The organism is Streptomyces sp. NPDC047515 (assembly GCF_040643055.1).
GTDB lineage: Bacteria > Actinomycetota > Actinomycetes > Streptomycetales > Streptomycetaceae > Streptomyces.
Genome location: NZ_JBEYTM010000040.1, coordinates 59,586 through 76,547, shown reverse-complemented (window position 1 = coordinate 76,547; position 16,962 = coordinate 59,586). Strand labels below are relative to the sequence as shown.

The following is a 16,962-nucleotide window of genomic DNA, read 5'->3' as shown; positions in this document are numbered from 1 at the left end:
ACCGACATGCCGGAAACCCAAAAACAACCCAGATTAAGCGAGTTGACCGCTGACGGCCCGCGAGCACGCCCCTACCTGCGGATTCGGGTCAGACCGATCGCCCCGCCGCCCGCGAGCAACCCGGCGGGCGAGCTCGGATCCGTCGTGGACGGCGACGGGATCGAGACCGCTCGCACGTCGCGCCCGATCGCCCCCGGTGTCCGTCTCAGCTCCTACGACCGGCTCGAATCCGACAAGTGGCTACGGGTCGACTCCCTCTCCGTGGACCTCGCCGGCAGCGGAGTGAACGCCGACTACCTCTCCTCCGGCAAGGTCTCCGAACGGCACACGGTCTCCGAGCTCGCCGCCGGACACGACGCGGGCCGCGGCCGTCGCACCGTCGCCGCGATCAACGCCGACTTCTTCGACATCAACCAGACCGGTGCGCCGGAGGGGATCGGCATCAAGGACGGCGTCACCGTCCAGTCCCCGGCCCCGGGAGTCGACCGGGCCGTCGGCATCGGCCCCGACAGCGCGGGACGCATCCTGAACCTCTACTTCGAGGGAACCCTCACTCTCCCCTCCGGGCAGCGGCCGCTCGCCGCGTACAACGCCGCCAATGTGCCGGCCGGGGGAATCGGCGCGTACACCTCCGCCTGGGGCAGCGCCGACCGTGCCCTCACGGTGGACGACGCGACCCCCGTCGCCGAGGCGGTCGTACGGGACGGAAAGGTCGTCTCCGTCGCGCACAGCCCCGGATCGGGAGCCGTCCCCGACGACACCACCGTCCTCGTCGGCCGCGAGGCAGCAGCCGCCGCACTCGACGCCCTGAAGCCCGGCGACCCGGTGTCCCTGACGTACCGGGCACGCCCCGACAGCGGTGCCGTGCCCCGCACCGCGGTCGGCGGCCGCGAACTCCTCGTCGTCGACGGAGCCGCACAGAATCACGACGGCGAGGGCAACAACACCGCCGCACCCCGCACCGCCGTCGGCTTCTCCAAGGACGGCCGGAGCATGCAGATCCTCACCGTCGACGGCAGGCAGGCCGACAGCGGCGGCGTCACCCTCACCGAACTCGGCCTGATGATGCGGCGTGCCGGGTCGTACAGCGCCCTCAACCTGGACGGCGGCGGATCGTCGACCCTCGTCGCGCGCGAGCCCGGCAGCGACGCGCTCAGGGTGGAGAACAGCCCGTCCGACGGCAGCGAACGCACCGTCCCCAACGGTCTCGCCCTCACCGCTCCTGACGGCAGCGGCCGGCTCAAGGGGTTCTGGGTCCAGCCACGCACATCGGCCGGGTCCGCACCGGGCGTCGACCCCGTCAAGGGCGGCCACCCCGACCGCGTCTTCCCCGGGCTGACCCGACGCCTCACCGCGACCGGATACGACGAGACGTACGGCCCCGCCCAAGGCACCCCGCGCTGGCACACGGTGGCGAGCGCCGTCGGCGTGGTCGACGGCAACGGGCTCTTCACCGCGCGCCGCGGCGGCACCACCGACATACGCGCCGAAAAGGGAGCGGCGCACGGCACCACCACCCTGACCGTCCTCGACCAGCTCGCCCGGATCGAGCCGACCACCCGACGGGTGGGTCTCGCCGACGCCGACGCGACCGGCACCTTCGGCATCGTCGGCCTCGACGCCCACGGCACCAGCGCCCCCGTCGAGCCGCGCGACATCGCCCTCGACTACGACCACGCGCTCTTCGACATCCGCGACGACGGCCGGGGCTCCTTCAGTGTCACCTCACGCACCGGCGCCGGCGCCGGACAGATCAGGGCGACCGTCGCGGGCACCACGACCGTCCTCGCCGTCAGCGTCGGCCTCACCGAGCAGGCCGTCTCCTCCTTCGATGACGCGGACTCCTGGAAGTTCAGCCAGGCACGGGCGAGCGGATCCCTCTCGGGCACGCCCGACGGACGCACCGGCACCGGCCTGAAACTCACCTACGACTTCACCCGGTCCACCGCCACCCGCGCCGCCTACGCGGCCCCGCCCCAGCCCGTCCCCGTGCCCGGCCAGCCCCAGTCGTTCAAGCTGTGGATCAAGGGCGACGGGAAGGGCGCCTGGCCGACCCTCCACCTCAAGGACGCCGCGGGTTCCGACCAGTTGCTGCGTGGACCGTACGTCACCTGGACCGGCTGGCGGCAGATCGCCTTCGCCGTACCCCCGGGAGCCGCCATGCCGCTCTCCGTGTCCCGCTTCTACCTCGCGGAGACCGCGGCAGCCCAGCAGTACACGGGCGAAATCGTCATCGACGAGCTCACCGCCCAGGTGCCGCCCACCGTCGACCTTCCCGAACAGGCGGCACCGGCGGACCCGTTGATCGATCCGGCCGCCGTGACCGAGCGGCGGGACTGGCGGTTCGCCGTGATGTCCGACGCCCAGTTCGTCGCCCGCGACCCGGACAGCGCGACCGTCGCCCAGGCACGGCGCACCCTGCGCGAGATCAAGGCCGCCCGACCGGACTTCCTGGTGATCAACGGTGACCTCGTCGACGAGGGATCGCCCGCGGACCTGGCCTTCGCGCACCGGATCCTCACCGAGGAACTCGGCGACTCACTGCCCTGGTACTACGTGCCCGGCAACCATGAAGTGATGGGCGGCAGGATCGACGATTTCGTCACTGAATTCGGACCCGCCCAGCGGACGTTCGACCACAAGGGCACCCGATTCGTCACCCTCGACACATCCGGCCTCAGCCTGCGCGCCGGGGGCTTCGCCCAGATCAAGCAGCTGCGCGCCCAGCTGGACGCGGCAGCGAAGGACCGGACTGTCGACTCGGTCATGCTCATCGAGCACGTGCCGCCACGAGACCCGACCGTGCAGAAGGGCAGCCAGCTCGGGGACCGGAAGGAAGCGGCCCTCGTCGAACAGTGGCTCGCCGACTTCCGTCGTACGACGGGCAAGGGGGCCGCTTTCATCGGCAGCCACGTCGGGGTCTTCCACGCCTCGCACGTCGACGGAGTGCCGTACCTGATCAACGGCAACTCGGGGAAGGCACCGGCCGGGCCGACGGACGAGGGCGGCTTCACCGGCTGGTCGCTGGTCGGCGCCGACCGCATCAACTCCGGTGAACAGGCCATCGCCCGGCAGCGGCCGTGGCAGGGCGGTCCCGACTGGGTCTCCGTGCAGACCCGTGCGCATGTGGACGCGCTGGAGATCGAGATGCCGCCTGTGCTGGGTACCGGGAGCCGTACAAAGGTCACGGCGACCGTCACCCAGGGCGCCCGCCGTGTCCCGGTCGGCTTTCCGCTGGCCGCAGACTGGACCGGATCCCCGAACGTCCGCATCGGTGACCGCGACGGTGCCCGCCCACGCCACACGGCGGTCTTCGACCCGTCCACCGGCACCCTCACCGGGCTCCGGCCGGGCATCATCACGCTCGCCGTGACGGTCAACGGCACGACACAGAAGGCGCAGGTCAGGATCGAGGCCACCAGATCCGCACCGGCGGCCTGACGGCCCGAGAACCTGCCCGGAGCCGCCCCGCACCCCATGAACACCGGGTGTGGGGCGGCCGCACGGACCGTGGAATTCCGGCTGTTACACCTTGCGATACCCGTACGCCTCGGACGCCGCGGCCTCCACCTCCGCGATGTCGCCGCCCGCCGACGCGGTGACGACGGCGGCCACCGCGCCCTCCAGGAACGGCGCGTCCACCAGCCGTGAGCCTTCCGGCAGTTCGTCGCCGTCGGCCAGCATCGTCTTGACCGTGAGCACCGCGCTGCCCAGATCCACCAGCAACGCGACCCCCGCACCACCGTCCACCGACCTGGCGGCCTCGGCGATCAGCTCCTCGCTGGTCCCGAGTCCACCCGCGGGCGTGCCGCCCGCGGCGGCGACCGGCGCCGTCGCACCACCGGCGGCGAGGCCCCTGGCCAGCTCGGCGACGGATTCGGCCACCGGGCCGCTGTGCGAGACCAGCACGATCCCGACCTGCTTCCCGCCGCTCACGCGTCACCCCCGTCGGCACCGTCGGTATCCGCCAACGCGGCGATCAGCAGCGCGGAGGACGTGGCCCCCGGATCCTGATGCCCGATACTGCGCTCACCCAGATAGCTCGCCCTGCCCTTGCGGGCCTGCAGGGGCACCGTCGCCAGTGCTCCCGCCTCGGCCGCCTCGCGGGCCGCCTTGAACGACGTGTCGAGTGCCTCGGCGGCCGGCAGCAGCGCGTCGAGCATCGTCTTGTCCCCGGCCTGCGCCCCACCCAGCTGCGCCACGGCCGCGACGCCCACCCCGAGCGCCTCCGCCAATTGCTGCGGTGTCACGGCGGGCGCGTCGCCCAGCGCCTTTCCGGTACGCCGCAGCAGCGTCCCGTACAACGGCCCCGAGGCCCCGCCGACTGTTGAGATCAACTGCCGTCCGGCGAGCATCAGCACACCACCCGGGGTGGGCGGCTGTTCTTTGTTCAGGACCGCGGCCACCGCGGCGAATCCGCGCTGCATATTGCTGCCGTGGTCGGCGTCCCCGATCGCCGAGTCGAGCTCGGTGAGGTGGTCCGCCTCGCGGTCCACGGCGGTCGCGGCCGCGGTCATCCAACGGTGGAAGAAGTCGGCGTCGAGCACATGATCTCCTTGTCGGCGGGTCAACGGCCCCAGCGCAGCGCCGGAGTCTCCACCGGCGCGTCCCAGAGGCGCAGCAACTCCTCGTCGACCTGGCAGAGCGTCACCGAACAGCCCGCCATGTCGAGCGAGGTCACATAGTTCCCCACGAGCGTACGAGCCGCCACCACACCCCGCTCGGACAGCACCCGCTGCACCTCGGCATTGAACCCGTACAGCTCCAGCAGTGGCGTCGCGCCCATCCCGTTGACCAGCACGATCACCGGGGCGTTCGGCCGCAGATCCTCCAGCACAGCGTCCACCGCGAAGTCCGCGATCTCCCGCGATGTCATCATCGGACGCCGCTCCCGTCCCGGCTCGCCGTGAATGCCGATCCCGAGCTCCAGCTCGCCCGACGGCAGGTCGAACGTGGGGGACCCCTTGGCGGGCGTGGTGACTGCGCTGAGCGCCACGCCGAAACTCCGTGACGCCTCGTTCACCCGCCGGGCAATGGCCTCCACCCGTTCCAAGGGCGCACCCTCGTCGGCCGCCGCCCCGGCGATCTTCTCGACGAACAGCGTCGCGCCCGTGCCCCGCCGCCCGGCCGTGAACAGGCTGTCGGTCACCGCCACGTCGTCATCGACGAGCACCTGGGCGACCCGCACCCCCTCCTCCTCGGCGAGCTCGGCGGCCATCTCGAAGTTCAGTACGTCACCGGTGTAGTTCTTGACGACGAGGAGCACTCCCGCCCCACTGTCGACCGCGGCGGCGGCCCGAACCATCTGATCCGGCACGGGCGAGGTGAACACCTCTCCCGGACAGGCCGCCGACAGCATTCCCGGCCCGACGAACCCGGCATGCAACGGTTCGTGCCCGGATCCGCCCCCGGAGACGAGCGCCACCTTCCCCGCCACGGGCGCGTCACGCCGTACGACGACACGATTCTCGACATCCACGGTGAGCTCCGGATGAGCGGCGGCCATACCGCGCAGCGCGTCCGCGACAACAGTTTCGGGGACGTTGATGAGCATCCTCATGGGTACCTCCTGGGGAGCTTGGCAGGTGAGCCTCTGGCCTGTGTCTTCACTGGTCAGAGCCGATGCATGCGGTTCTTGAACTCGGCGGTCGGTGGCGATTGGAAGCGGCTTCCAGCGGTACTGATGCTGACTTGATACTGACTTTGGTGACGTTTTGTCAGCTATCTGTGGCGGATCGGATGCGTGTCGGCGGGAACCCTGCTGTCGGCAGTATCGACCTTGCGAGAGCCAAGGTCACGTGGGCGTCACCCGGTGCGTGCCGGCGGCGACGCATCATCCGGCGATCGCGAAGCGGGATCGCCGCTGGAGGGCACCTGCGTCGGATCGTCGACGCTCGTCGGCCACTGCTTCGCGTCCGGCACGCACGGGCTTCTACGGGCAAGGGGCCTCGACCTCGCTGCGGAGTCCGCGTGCGGCGCTGCTGCAGCCAGAGGCAACTGGTTGCGCGACAGGGGTACGGGTCAGTACTCAGGGGTCTCGATCCGCGGGCCCCTGCTGGAGCCGGCGTTGCGTTCCTCGTCCACCCCGAGGCCGGCCGCCAAGCCGCTCCAACCGTCCTCGCCGACGCCTTTGGTACCAGTCCCCATACGGCAATGCGCTACGCCGGACGAGTCGGCACGGACTACCTGGCCTGCGCGACCCCTACGAAGGCCCGCAGGCATCGACGACCCCGGTTCTGTCTCCGGCTCCGGAGGCCGGCGAAACCGCGGCCGGAGCTGGGATCGATCACGGTCCGGTGGTCTCGGCGGCCGTGATGCCGGTCGCGGACACCTGGTGCGTCTTGCGTTCGACCGGCCCGGCCGTATCGGCGGCAAGAGCGGCGGTTTGCCGCGGCGCGGCGCGGTGGAGTGCGAGCGGGACAGAGGGGCGAAGCGAGCGGCCCGCCCGGACGCCTGGCGCGGGACGCCTCGCCGACAACGTCATCCCGTATCCGGCTCTTCCTTGTCCCGGATCTCCCGGGCGTGCTCGTACGCCGTCATCTGCCGCTGGGGCCTCCGACGACCGGTGCTCACGTCTTCGACGCATCCGGCACCAGGTCGACGAACGCACCGGTCATCCGAACGCACAAGAAGACCGCACCGGTCGGCTGTCACCGCACATTTGTGGCTTTCGCCAGTACGACGCCCCGCCGGCGAGAGGGAGACTTTCCGCCAGAGGTCGCGGCCTGTCCCGAAGGCCGACGCCAAGAACAGAGGGGAACAGCGCGATGAGCGGTCAGCTGTACGACGAGATCGGCGAGGCGTTCGAGGGCTTCAAGACCCTCCCGCTCGCGCGCTACGGGGAGGTGCCCAGCTTCCTGGCCATGGTCGGCGACGTGAACGGTAAGTCGATCCTCGACCTGGCCTGTGGAACCGGCTTCTACAGCCGGGAGTTCAAGCGCCGCGGCGCATCCCACGTCCTCGGCGTCGACATCTCCAGCGAGATGGTCGCCGCCGCTCAGGCCATGGAGGACAACGACTCGCTGGGAATCCACTACGAGATCGGTGACGTCGCCGAGCTGCGCACCTTCGACCAGCGTTTCGACATCGCGGTCGCGGTCCAGGCGTTCAACTACGCCTAGGAGAGCGCCACCATCGAGCGGATGTGCCGCAACATCCACCGCAGCCTCGTGGACGGGGCAGAATTCTTCGTGTTCGCGCAGCACCCCGACTTCCTGTTCGACGGGCCGTCCCTGGCCAAGTACGGCTTCACGTGCGAGGCGATCGGCGGGGAATCCGAGTCCGGACCGCGCGTGAAGATCACCGCGCTCCTCGACCCACCGATCTCGTTCATCTGCACCCCGCCCCGCCGCGAGGTCTACGAGAACTCTCTGCGGGCGGCCGGATTCACTGAGCTGAACTGGGTTCCCCTGGCGATCTCCGACGCCGGCGTGCGCGAGTACGGCAAAGACTTCTGGGACGACTATGCCGCCAACCCCGCGCTGGTGATGCTGCGTTGCCGCGCCTGACCCCGAGAAAGCGGTCATTCGATCGCCAAGCCCCTCGGCGGGCCCGTCAGCGCCCTGCTCGCCGTCGCCGGCATCCGGGTCCCGCGGCGGACACATCCCGCCGGCAGCTCAGGAAGCTGGGATGAGTACCGGCCGAGCGTGTTGACGTGGCCTCGCGCGAAGGGGGACAGGCGGGCGACGCCGTGGTCGCGGACGTCGATGGCGTCGACGCGCAGCTGCTGCAGGGCAGCGTCCATGCAGCGGGTGTCACCCCGACGTCGGCACGGGCGGCAAGCTCATACTCTTCGCCGGTTCAGCAATCGGACCCGTGGGAGCACCCGCAAGCCGCGGTCCGTGTGAGCCTGACCCCTTTTGCAGCGCAGGATCACCGGCCGCCTCGTCATCCGGCGCGGTCAAGACCGGTGGCGTTGTCGTACGACTCCCGAGCGTCAAGCAGTTCGTCCCAGTGTTTCCCCGCCTTCAACGCCGAGCCCTACGCCCACCATTGGTTCGAGAAACGGATCGTCACACCACCGTCGCGATGACGGTGGCCGGCTGCGGACCTGCGCCCGACCGCCGACCGCTGAGCGACGCCCCGGCGCAGGCGGTCGATCGGTGACGGCGCGGTGGTCGGGCGAGCAGCGGAGCACAAGGAACGGCGGAGTGCGCGGACGCGCTCGGCCGTCGCGGCACCCACGGCCGGGAGGGAAGCCCTGTCGGCCCTCCGTGCCGGAGACCACCGGGCCGCCGCTACGCAGCAGGCTCACGCGTTCCGAGGCGGTCGACGATGTGAGTGCGCACCGTTGCGGTGATCCTGCCGACCGTCGCCTCGATGGCGCTGCCCGACCTCGCACCCTTGCCCGCTGCCGCCACGCCCCGCGATTCGGCCGCCGGTGAACGCCGATCCTTCGGCAGGGCTGTTCCGTATAGCCTCCGGACATGGTTGATCTTCGCTCGGTCGACGTGGGAGGAGTCCGGCTGGCCTACGAGGTGTCGGGCCGGTCGGATGCTCCGCCGCTGCTCCTGCTGCACGCGTTGGGAGAGGATGCCACCGACTGGGAGGCGGCGGTGATACCCGGCCTCGCCCACAGCCGACGGGTGTACGCCCTCGACCTTCGCGGTCACGGCCGCAGCGACTGGCCGGGGGACTACTCGCTCGAACTGATGCAGGCTGATGTGCTCGGATTCCTGGACGTGCTGGGACTGGACACAGTGGAACTGATCGGGCACTCCATGGGCGGCGTCGTGGCCTACCTGCTCGCGCAGGATCATCCGCAGCGGGTGAGCAGGCTCGTCCTGGAGGACGTTCCGGCCCCGCGCCCCCGGGAACGGACCACCCCGACCAGGCCGGACGGCGATCTGTCCTTCGACTGGGAGATGGTGCCGGCCGTGAGGGAGCAGATCGACGCACCCGACCCCAGATGGCTGCATCGGCTCAGCGGGATCACCGCCGAGACCCTCGTGATGGCCGGCGGCCCACGCAGCCATGTGCCCCAGGAAGGCATCGCCGAACTGGCTCGTCGCATCCCGGGCGGGCGGGTGGTCACGATCCCGGTCGGGCACTTGATCCACCGCGCGGCGCCGGAAGCGTTCATGAAGGCGGTTTCGGAGTTCCTGTTGGTGGAGTAGGGCATCCGGCCTGGCTGGTGACCGGTCGGCCCCTGCCTGCTGGAAGCCGGGCCGACTCTCCCGGCTGATCGTCGAGCGCGACCGGCTCACCAGTCATCGGCTCCCGGCCTACGCATCCGACCTGAACGCGGTTCAGGTCATCTGGGCGGTGCTCCGGCGCACCACCGAGGGCAACCGCGCATCCTGCTGGCGGGCGCCGACGCCCGGCCCGTCCTCATGGCCACCGCCGTCCTCGCGGCGCGGAACGAGAGCGGCATCATCACCGGACGGCATGTGGGCTCCCTCCGCCCGGCCGACACGGAAGGCGCCATCACCGCGCGGGGCCAGCAGTTCGCGGACGACCCCGCTGAGCGGTGATGGCGAAGCCCTGCGCCCGGCACGGCCGACGCGCCGCCGGGTCGGCAGCGCGGCACGCTCCCGCGTCTGTGAGGCGGAACGGGCGGATCAGTGTGTGCGACGCCCCGTGACGAGCCGGTAGATCGCCAGCACGATGACGGACCCGACGACGGCGGCGATCCAGGTGGAGAGGTGGAAGAACCCGTTGATCGAGTGCACGCCGAAGATGACCTTCCCGAGCCAGCCGCCCAGCAGGCCCCCGACGATGCCGATCAGCATCGTGATCAGGCAGCCGCCGGGATCCTTGCCAGGCATCAACGCCTTGGCGATCGCACCGGCCAGCAACCCGATCACGGCCCACGCAATAATGCCCATGGCGGACGCACCTTTCATCAGAACGCCGTTGTTGGCGGAGTACCACCATCCCTCGTGCCCCGCCCCGATTTCTGTAAACTCGCTGGCCATCGCCATGGGACGGCACCATCGGCGGGCTGTCGGCCCCCTTCGACGGGCGGTGCGACGTCGTGGGCGCGTCACCGGCCGCTGGACGAAGACCCCGCCGTCGGACAAGGCCTTGTACACCGGGGCAGGCGTCAACGCCGGCGGAATTTCTCCGTACCAGGTACGTGATATGTCAGCCGGACAGCCCGGTCGAGCAGCCCAGTAAACGGCCCGGCCAAAGCGCTTCCTCCTGGCCAAGTAGCCCGTGAGGCAACACCATTGGGGTGCTCGGCAAGGTGGCGAAAGGGCCCCTGATAGGGTCGGCGGACGGTAGCCAGGCACGATGGAGATGGTTCATGAAGCTGCTCCCGCTGTTCCTCCGACGGCCGATCGAAGCGGTGTACGAGCGTCGACTGGCTGCCACTCTGGAGGGGCTGCCACGCCCGCGGCACGTCGGGATCATGGTCGACGGCAACCGCCGGTGGGCACGACAAGCGGGACACGCGGACGTTTCGGAGGGGTACCGGGCGGGCGGCGCCAAGGTGACCGAGTTCCTGGGCTGGTGCACCGCTGCCGGAATCGAGCACGTGACCCTCTTCATGCTCTCCGACGACAACCTCGGCCGCCCCGCCGAAGAGCTCGGCCCACTGATCGAGATCATCGAAGAGACCGTCCGGGACATCACAGCCGAAGGCCGTCCCTGGGAGGTCCAGGTGATCGGCTCGCTCGACATGTTGCCCAGCGCCAGCTCCCGAGTGCTCAAGGAGGCCACCGCCGCGACGGCCGGGTGCGGCGGGCTCAAGGTGGACGTCGCGGTCGGCTACGGTGGCCGACGGGAGATCGTCGATGCGGTGAAAAGTGCCTTCGAGGAACACATGGCGGCCGGTGGCGACCCGGCCGAACTGGTGGAGCGGTTCGATATCGAGGACATCTCCCGCCACCTGTATTCGCCAACCGCCGACCACACCGACTTCATCATCCGAACCTCCGGCGAGCAACGGCTGTCCGGCTTCCTGCTCTGGCAGTCCGCGTACGCCGAGATGCACTGGGTGGACTGCTACTGGCCGGCATTCCGGCGCCTCGACTTTCTGCGCGCACTGCGCTCGTACGCGAATCGCGAACGGCGATTCGGCAAATGACCGCGACGGCGAGGTCTACCCGACCGGCGGCATCAACGCCTACGCCGTCGGCCGGGCGCTGTGCGGGCAGGTCGTCTCCGGTCGCTGGTACGACACCGGCAACCCGGCGGACCACCTCGTCACCCACATGGCCGTTGCTTCGGCCCACTTCGAACGCGGGCCCGTCCTGCGCCGCCTCGCCCGCGAACTCGGCGACGGCGAGCACCCTGTATCCGGCACGGACACCACCCCGGTCCGATCAGCCGCTCCCTGCCGGCTCGCCCGCCCACGACGGGCGGCCGGCCCGAGGGAGCGAGCATGGCACCTCTGCCTGTCTTCGAATTCGTGAGTCGTGGTGCTGGTGCCAACCGCTGTGGGCCGGGCTCGGAGGCCGACCGGCGGTCGGCCTCCGGGTGGAATGGGGCGGGACGGATGTGTCAGTCGCGCGGGTGAGCGCCGGTGGCTCCGTCGATGAGTTCTCGAACGATGTCCATGTGGCCGGCGTGCCGTGCGGTGTCTTCGATCATGTGAATCAGCACCCAGCGCAGGGACACGATGCTGCCGTTCCAGGATGTTCCGAGGTCGTCGAGGTGGTGCTCGTCGATCGCCTGGTCGGCGGCGGCTCGGGCGCGGCCGTAGAACCTGACTATGTCCGCGGTGGCCTCGTGCGGCCCCACATTCATGTCTTCGGTGCGGGGGGCGAACCAGAAGGGCTCGGTTTCGCGTCCGAAAGTGGTGCAGAACCACCCGTACTCGACGGTTGCCAAGTGCTTCACCAAGGCGAGCAAGTTGGTTCCTGACGGAGTCATCGGTCGCCGCAGCGCTTCATCGTCCAGACCGTCGAGCTTCCACAGGACCGCATCGCGGTGCCGGTCGAGGCCGGCGCGCAGGCTTTCCTTCTCGCTGCCGGTGTAAGGCACATTCCTTGTCATCCGTGGACCGTAGCAACGAGGGCTGACAGTCCCGGTTCCTCTGCAATGCCCATGGCCGAGTGAGTGATTCAGCCCCCATGACCCCATCGTGGTGCTCGGGCATCGGGGAGACGGATGACGCCGCCGACTGCTTCGTGTCAATCGAACCGGCCGGGCTGGTGGTCGCCACCACGCTGCCGGCTGATGACGCCCAGTCGGTCGGAGGCGTTGACGAGGGCGATGAGTGACACCAGAGCGCCGAGCCGCTCCTCGTCGCGGCGCTCGGCGGCGTTCGCCCATGCCTCGTCCGTGACCCCACCGGACGCGTCGGCGATGCGGGTGCCCTGCTCCGTCGGCTCCAGGGCGGCGCGATCGGCGTCGGTGAACACCGTGGTCTCCCGCCAGGTCGCGACGAGATCGACGCGCACCGGGGTCTCCCCGGCGAGTGCGAGGTCCTTGGTGTGGACATCGGCGCAGAAGCCGCAACCGTCGATCTGGCTCGCGCGGAGCATCACACGACCCACGGCGGCCCTTCTGGCCCGACTCCACGAGCTGGTATCCGCCTCTGATCCGCCCTGTGATCCAGGCGAGGTTGTCCAGCAGCGGGGGAAGCGCGTCCTGGCCGTGCCGTGAATGCCGAAATGTCGATGCGGAAGAGCGCTGAACAACAGTCGACGGAAGGGGAGTTGGGGGACTGGTAGGAAAGTTTACTGTTCGCTAGGATCCCGGAAGGCGGCTTGGCGCGGTGCCCGACCCCCTGGGCATGACGCGCTCAGTGAGAGCTCTGGCCCGGCCGTCATGATGCCGCGCCCCGCCCGAACGCGGGCAAGGGCGCGGGGTCACGTACGGAAGCCCAGCTCTCGCCACCCCCAAGGCCAGGAGTCCAGGGATGCACCTGATCGGCTCAGCTCCGCTCCTCACGCCCACGCGGCGCCGTACGGTGGGCGTGGTCGCCGCCGCCGTACTCCTCCTCGTCGGCACCCTGTTGCTCGTCCACCCCGAACGGGCCGGTGCCGCCGCCGACCCACCCATCTCGCGCGGCAAGCCCGCCACCGCGTCCTCCAGCGAGGGTTCCGGTCTCGGCCCGCAGAACGCCTTCGACGGCGACCCGGCCACCCGCTGGGCGAGCGCCGAGGGCAAGGACCCGCAGTGGATACGTGTCGACCTCGGTGCCACCGCCGACGTCACGCGGGTGAAGCTGAGTTGGGAGGCCGCGTACGCCAAGGCGTACCGGATCGAGATCTCCGCCGACGGCACCACCTGGACCCGGCTCGCCGACGAGACGGCCGGGAACGGCGGCGCCGACGACTGGTCCGGCCTCTCCGGCAAGGGCCGCTACCTGCGCGTGTACGGCACCGCGCGCGGTACCGCCTACGGCTACTCGCTGCACGAGGTCGAGGTCTATGGCACGCTCGGCGGCACACCCCCGCAGACCGGCGCCTTCACCGTGGTCGCCGCCGGTGACATCGCAGCCCAGTGCACCGCCTCCGACAGCGCCTGCGCCCACCCCAGGACCGCCGCGCTGGCCCAGAAGCTCGATCCGAAGTTCTATCTGACGATGGGCGACAACCAGTACGACGACGCACGGATCGCCGACTACCGGGCCTACTACGACAAGACGTGGGGCGCGTTCAAGAACAAGACGCATCCGGTTCCGGGCAACCACGAGACATACGATCCGGCCGGGTCGCTGGCGGGCTACAAGGCCTACTACGGGGCCATCGCGTATCCCCAGGGAAAGACCTACTACAGCTTCGACGAAGGCAATTGGCACTTCATCGCCCTCGACTCCAACTCGTTCGACCAGAGTGCCCAGATCGACTGGCTCAAGGCCGACCTCGCCAAGAACGAGAAGGCGTGCATCGCCGCCTATTGGCACCACCCGCTGTACTCCTCGGGCGGGCACGGCAACGACCCGGTGAGCAGGCCGGTCTGGAAGATCCTTTACGGAGCCAAGGCCGACCTCGTGCTCAACGGGCACGACCACCACTACGAGCGGTTCGCGCCACAGAACCCCGACGGAAAGGCCACCGCCGACGGAATCACCGAGATCGTCGGCGGCATGGGCGGCGCCGAGCCGTACCCCATCGAGGATGTCCAGCCCAACAGCCAGAAGCGGATCAGCGGTGAATACGGCGTCCTGAAGCTGGACTTCACGGACTCCGGCTACGGCTGGAGCTACGTCGGCACCGACGGCAAGGCCAAGGACACCAGCCCGAAGTACGCCTGCCACTGATGTATCTGGCGACCACAGGCCGCCGGGACGCGCCGGCCCCGCCCCGCACCGGTGGAGCGGGCCGACGCGTTCCCGGCACCGTCCTGGCACTCGGTACGGTCAGCCTCGTCACCGACATCTCCTCCGAGATGGTCACCGCGGTGCTGCCGCTCTACCTCGTCCTCGGACTAGGTCTCTCACCTCTCCAATTCGGCTTCCTGGACGGCTTGTTCAATGGCGCCGCCACCGTCGTGCGACTGCTCGGCGGGCACGCCGCCGACCGCGGCCGGCGCCACAAACGGGTCGCCGGGATCGGCTACGCCCTCTCCACCTGCTCCCGGCTCGGCCTGCTGCTCGCGGGCGGCGCCACCGCAGGGATCGCGGCTGCCCTCGCCGCCGACCGCGTCGGCAAGGGCATCCGTACGGCCCCGCGTGACGCGCTGATCACTCTGAGCAGCCGACCCGAGGCGCTCGGTCGGTCCTTCGGTGTGCACCGGGCGATGGACACCACAGGTGCCCTGCTCGGCCCACTCGCGGCGTTCGCCCTGCTCTGGGCGACCGCCGACGCCTACGACGCGGTGTTCGTCGTCAGCTTCTGCATCGGCCTGCTCGGCGTACTGCTCCTCGTCCTGTACGTTCCCGGGCACTGTCCGACACCACCGGCAAAGCCAACTCCCCGCGCGCGTAAGGTATTCGGGGCACTGCGCGATTTCACCTTCCGGCGGATCCTCGGAGCCGCCGCCCTGCTCGGCGCCGCCACCGTCGGTGACGCCTTCGTCTACCTCCTGCTCCAGCGCCGCCTCGACCTCCCCATCGGCTGGTTCCCGCTGCTGCCGCTGGGCGCGGCGGCGTGCTACCTGCTGCTCGCGGTTCCGGCGGGCCGGATAGCGGACCGGGTCGGCCGACGATTGCCGTTCCTGTACGGACACGTCGCGCTGCTCGGCGTGTACGCCACGCTCCTCGCCCCGACCGGCGGCCCGACTCCGCTTCTCCTCGTGCCCGTCCTCGCGCTGCTCGGCGTCTTCTACGCCACCACCGACGGGGTACTGATGGCCCTCGCCGGACCTGTGCTGCCCGTGGACGGCAGGGCGGGCGGACTCGCCCTGCTCCAGACCGGCCAGGCGCTGGCCCGGGTGCTCGCCGCGGCGGGCTTCGGAGCCGCGTGGACGGTGTGGGGGCCGCGCCCCGCGCTGTGGGCGGCGATATCGGCCCTGCTCGCCGCGCTCGCGGGCGGCTGGGCGCTGCTGCCGCGTGACCCCTCCGGCGCCCCGGCCCCCGAGGAGCCGGGAGCCCAGCTCCCTGACAGGCGGACCGCATGAGTGTCAGATTCCCGAACCGCGCGACCCCGCTGCGCCCTGGGACCCGTATCGCTGTCGTGGTGGCCGCGGTGCTGCTCCTCGCGGGCGGCTCCGTCGGGTACGCCCTGCACGCGAAGCACCGTTCGGACGGACAACGTGGCGTCGCCGACGCGTCGTTCACGCTCGATGGGCCCTCGCTGTACTTCCGTGACACGGCCACGGGACGCGTCGCGCATCAACCGCTCGCCGACACCCCCGAAGCCCGTGGCCCGGGTGCCCGCACCACCGGCGGTCCCTCCTGCGAACGGTTCTACGCCTCTGGCGACACCGGCCTCTGTCTGCGTGCCGAGCCCGGGGTGCTGCCGAAGACGTACGCGATCGTTCTCGACCGGAGACTGCGGGAGACGCGGCGGATCACCATGCCGGGTATGCCCACCCGCGCCCGTGTCTCAGCCTCCGGGCGGATGCTGTCCTGGACGGTGTTCGCCACCGGCGACTCGTACGCCACCACTGCCTTCTCGACCCGGACCGCCGTTCTGGACCTGCGCACCGGCTACCTCATCAAGTCCATGGAGGAGATCCCGCTCACCATCGGCGGTGTCCGCTACCACGCCCCCGATGTCAACTACTGGGGGGTGACTTTCGCGCGTGACGACAACCGGTTCTACGCGACCGTCTCCACCAAGGGCCGCACCTACCTCGTCGAAGGGAACATGAGGGATTGGTCGGCGAAGGCCCTGCAGCAGAACGTCGAGTGTCCCTCCCTGTCGCCCGACAACACCCGGATCGCCTTCAAGAAGAAGGTTTCCGACGACCCGGCCGCGCCTTGGCGGCTGTACGTCCTCGACCTGCGGACCATGCGGGAGACACCACTCGCCGAGAAACGCAGCGTCGACGACCAGGCCGCCTGGCTGGACGACGACACAGTCGCCTACGCGCTGCCGGGCGCGACCGGTCGGGCGAGCGACGTCTGGACCGTCCCTGCGGACGGCACAGGGACACCCCGCGTGGCAGTGGCGGGCGGGTCCTCGCCGGTGGCAGTGGGCTAACGACCTCGCCCGCGATTGGCAGTGGGAGAAGGAGCGGCGTCCGGGGCCTTCGAACGGAGGAGGGAGTCGACGCGGGGCGTCGGCGACTGACGACAACGCTGGAGGCGGAGGTCCCGGACACCGCGACGCCGCTGACAATCGCGGGCGAGGTCGTAAGAGGAGGACCGGGGTGGCAGCGGTCGGCAAGAGCTGTCCCACGGCAGGAGGGATTCCCCGTAGGGATTCCGACGAAGGCCGGCCCCGGACCCGCCACGAAGCAGAGCGGAGGTGACGTGCGGACGGAGCACGGAACGGCCATCGTGCGACGGACGAGGAACGTCACATCCTTGTCGAGAATCGCGCCGGCTTGGATCAGCGCTGAGAATCGCGCCGGCATGGATCAGCCCGACGACGAGGACGGCCGGGCGGGAGCCGAAACGTTTCCCAGGAGGCGGGCCCGGCCCGCGGCCCTTCTCGGGCGAGGCCGGGGCGTGTCGTG

General features: G+C 70.1%; 16 protein-coding genes and 1 pseudogene. 9 read left to right on the top strand and 8 right to left on the bottom strand.

Going from position 1 to position 16,962, the window contains the following annotated elements:
- Window positions 1-96 precede the first annotated feature (96 nt).
- Complete coding sequence (locus ABZ826_RS27795) at window positions 97-3,441, top strand: phosphodiester glycosidase family protein (protein WP_361453884.1); 3,345 nt, start codon at window positions 97-99, stop codon at window positions 3,439-3,441.
- A gap of 84 nt (window positions 3,442-3,525) precedes the next feature.
- On the opposite strand, the gene ABZ826_RS27790 is transcribed toward ABZ826_RS27795, so the two are convergent.
- The 3 genes from ABZ826_RS27790 to dhaK are packed head-to-tail and all read right to left on the bottom strand — an operon-like array spanning window position 3,526 to window position 5,560.
- Complete coding sequence (locus ABZ826_RS27790; RefSeq protein ID WP_361453873.1) at window positions 3,526-3,936, bottom strand: PTS fructose transporter subunit IIA; 411 nt, start codon at window positions 3,934-3,936, stop codon at window positions 3,526-3,528.
- Window positions 3,933-4,547: a dihydroxyacetone kinase subunit DhaL gene (gene dhaL, locus ABZ826_RS27785; RefSeq protein ID WP_361453870.1), complete on the bottom strand. Its 615-nt coding sequence runs from the start codon at window positions 4,545-4,547 to the stop codon at window positions 3,933-3,935. Before dhaL ends, ABZ826_RS27790 begins: the two co-directional genes overlap by 4 nt.
- Window positions 4,548-4,567: 20 nt before the next feature.
- Window positions 4,568-5,560: a dihydroxyacetone kinase subunit DhaK gene (gene dhaK / locus ABZ826_RS27780; protein ID WP_361453867.1), complete on the bottom strand. Its 993-nt coding sequence runs from the start codon at window positions 5,558-5,560 to the stop codon at window positions 4,568-4,570.
- 1,207 nt (window positions 5,561-6,767) lie between these two features.
- Here dhaK and ABZ826_RS27775 point away from each other — a divergent pair.
- Complete coding sequence (locus ABZ826_RS27775; protein WP_361453864.1) at window positions 6,768-7,121, top strand: class I SAM-dependent methyltransferase; 354 nt, start codon at window positions 6,768-6,770, stop codon at window positions 7,119-7,121.
- Window positions 7,122-7,142: 21 nt separating this feature from the next.
- Complete coding sequence (locus tag ABZ826_RS27770) at window positions 7,143-7,508, top strand: hypothetical protein (RefSeq protein ID WP_361453861.1); 366 nt, start codon at window positions 7,143-7,145, stop codon at window positions 7,506-7,508.
- A 14-nt stretch (window positions 7,509-7,522) separates the two neighbouring features.
- Here the strand turns inward: ABZ826_RS27770 and ABZ826_RS27765 are convergent, their stop codons facing one another.
- Window positions 7,523-7,744 (bottom strand): hypothetical protein, encoded by a 222-nt coding sequence (locus tag ABZ826_RS27765; protein ID WP_361453858.1) that lies wholly within the window; start codon window positions 7,742-7,744, stop codon window positions 7,523-7,525.
- 682 nt (window positions 7,745-8,426) lie between these two features.
- On the opposite strand from ABZ826_RS27765, the gene ABZ826_RS27760 reads away from it, so the two are divergent.
- Entirely contained in the window at window positions 8,427-9,116 is a 690-nt protein-coding gene (locus tag ABZ826_RS27760; RefSeq protein ID WP_361453855.1) for an alpha/beta hydrolase, read from the top strand.
- A gap of 132 nt (window positions 9,117-9,248) precedes the next feature.
- Here the strand turns inward: ABZ826_RS27760 and ABZ826_RS27755 are convergent, their stop codons facing one another.
- Window positions 9,249-9,389: a hypothetical protein gene (locus ABZ826_RS27755; RefSeq protein WP_361453853.1), complete on the bottom strand. Its 141-nt coding sequence runs from the start codon at window positions 9,387-9,389 to the stop codon at window positions 9,249-9,251.
- 171 nt (window positions 9,390-9,560) lie between these two features.
- On the bottom strand, window positions 9,561-9,827 hold the full coding sequence (locus ABZ826_RS27750; protein WP_361453881.1) for a GlsB/YeaQ/YmgE family stress response membrane protein: 267 nt from the start codon (window positions 9,825-9,827) through the stop codon (window positions 9,561-9,563).
- Between the two features lie 422 nt (window positions 9,828-10,249).
- On the opposite strand from ABZ826_RS27750, the gene ABZ826_RS27745 reads away from it, so the two are divergent.
- Both ABZ826_RS27745 and ABZ826_RS27740 read left to right on the top strand, forming a co-directional pair.
- Window positions 10,250-11,032: an isoprenyl transferase gene (locus ABZ826_RS27745; protein WP_361453850.1), complete on the top strand. Its 783-nt coding sequence runs from the start codon at window positions 10,250-10,252 to the stop codon at window positions 11,030-11,032.
- A gap of 7 nt (window positions 11,033-11,039) precedes the next feature.
- A pseudogene (locus ABZ826_RS27740) lies at window positions 11,040-11,222 on the top strand (UTP--glucose-1-phosphate uridylyltransferase); the annotation flags it as partial.
- 226 nt (window positions 11,223-11,448) lie between these two features.
- Here the strand turns inward: ABZ826_RS27740 and ABZ826_RS27735 are convergent.
- Together ABZ826_RS27735 and ABZ826_RS27730 are read right to left on the bottom strand one after the other, a co-directional pair.
- On the bottom strand, window positions 11,449-11,943 hold the full coding sequence (locus tag ABZ826_RS27735) for a DinB family protein (protein WP_361453847.1): 495 nt from the start codon (window positions 11,941-11,943) through the stop codon (window positions 11,449-11,451).
- A 137-nt stretch (window positions 11,944-12,080) separates the two neighbouring features.
- Window positions 12,081-12,434 (bottom strand): carboxymuconolactone decarboxylase family protein, encoded by a 354-nt coding sequence (locus ABZ826_RS27730; RefSeq protein ID WP_361453878.1) that lies wholly within the window; start codon window positions 12,432-12,434, stop codon window positions 12,081-12,083.
- A 377-nt stretch (window positions 12,435-12,811) separates the two neighbouring features.
- Between ABZ826_RS27730 and ABZ826_RS27725 the strand changes: the two genes are divergently transcribed.
- Genes ABZ826_RS27725 through ABZ826_RS27715 form a run of 3 tightly spaced genes read left to right on the top strand, consistent with a single transcriptional unit; the run spans window position 12,812 to window position 16,484 of the window.
- Window positions 12,812-14,158 carry a discoidin domain-containing protein gene (locus tag ABZ826_RS27725; protein WP_361453844.1) on the top strand — a complete coding sequence of 449 codons (1,347 nt, stop codon included), beginning with the start codon at window positions 12,812-12,814 and terminating at the stop codon, window positions 14,156-14,158.
- Window positions 14,158-15,456, top strand: coding sequence for an MFS transporter (locus ABZ826_RS27720; protein ID WP_361453841.1), 1,299 nt, complete (start codon window positions 14,158-14,160; stop codon window positions 15,454-15,456). The genes ABZ826_RS27725 and ABZ826_RS27720 overlap by 1 nt, the downstream gene beginning before the upstream one ends.
- Window positions 15,453-16,484 carry a hypothetical protein gene (locus ABZ826_RS27715; protein WP_361453837.1) on the top strand — a complete coding sequence of 344 codons (1,032 nt, stop codon included), beginning with the start codon at window positions 15,453-15,455 and terminating at the stop codon, window positions 16,482-16,484. Before ABZ826_RS27720 ends, ABZ826_RS27715 begins: the two co-directional genes overlap by 4 nt.
- The last annotated feature ends 478 nt before the right edge of the window (window positions 16,485-16,962 follow it).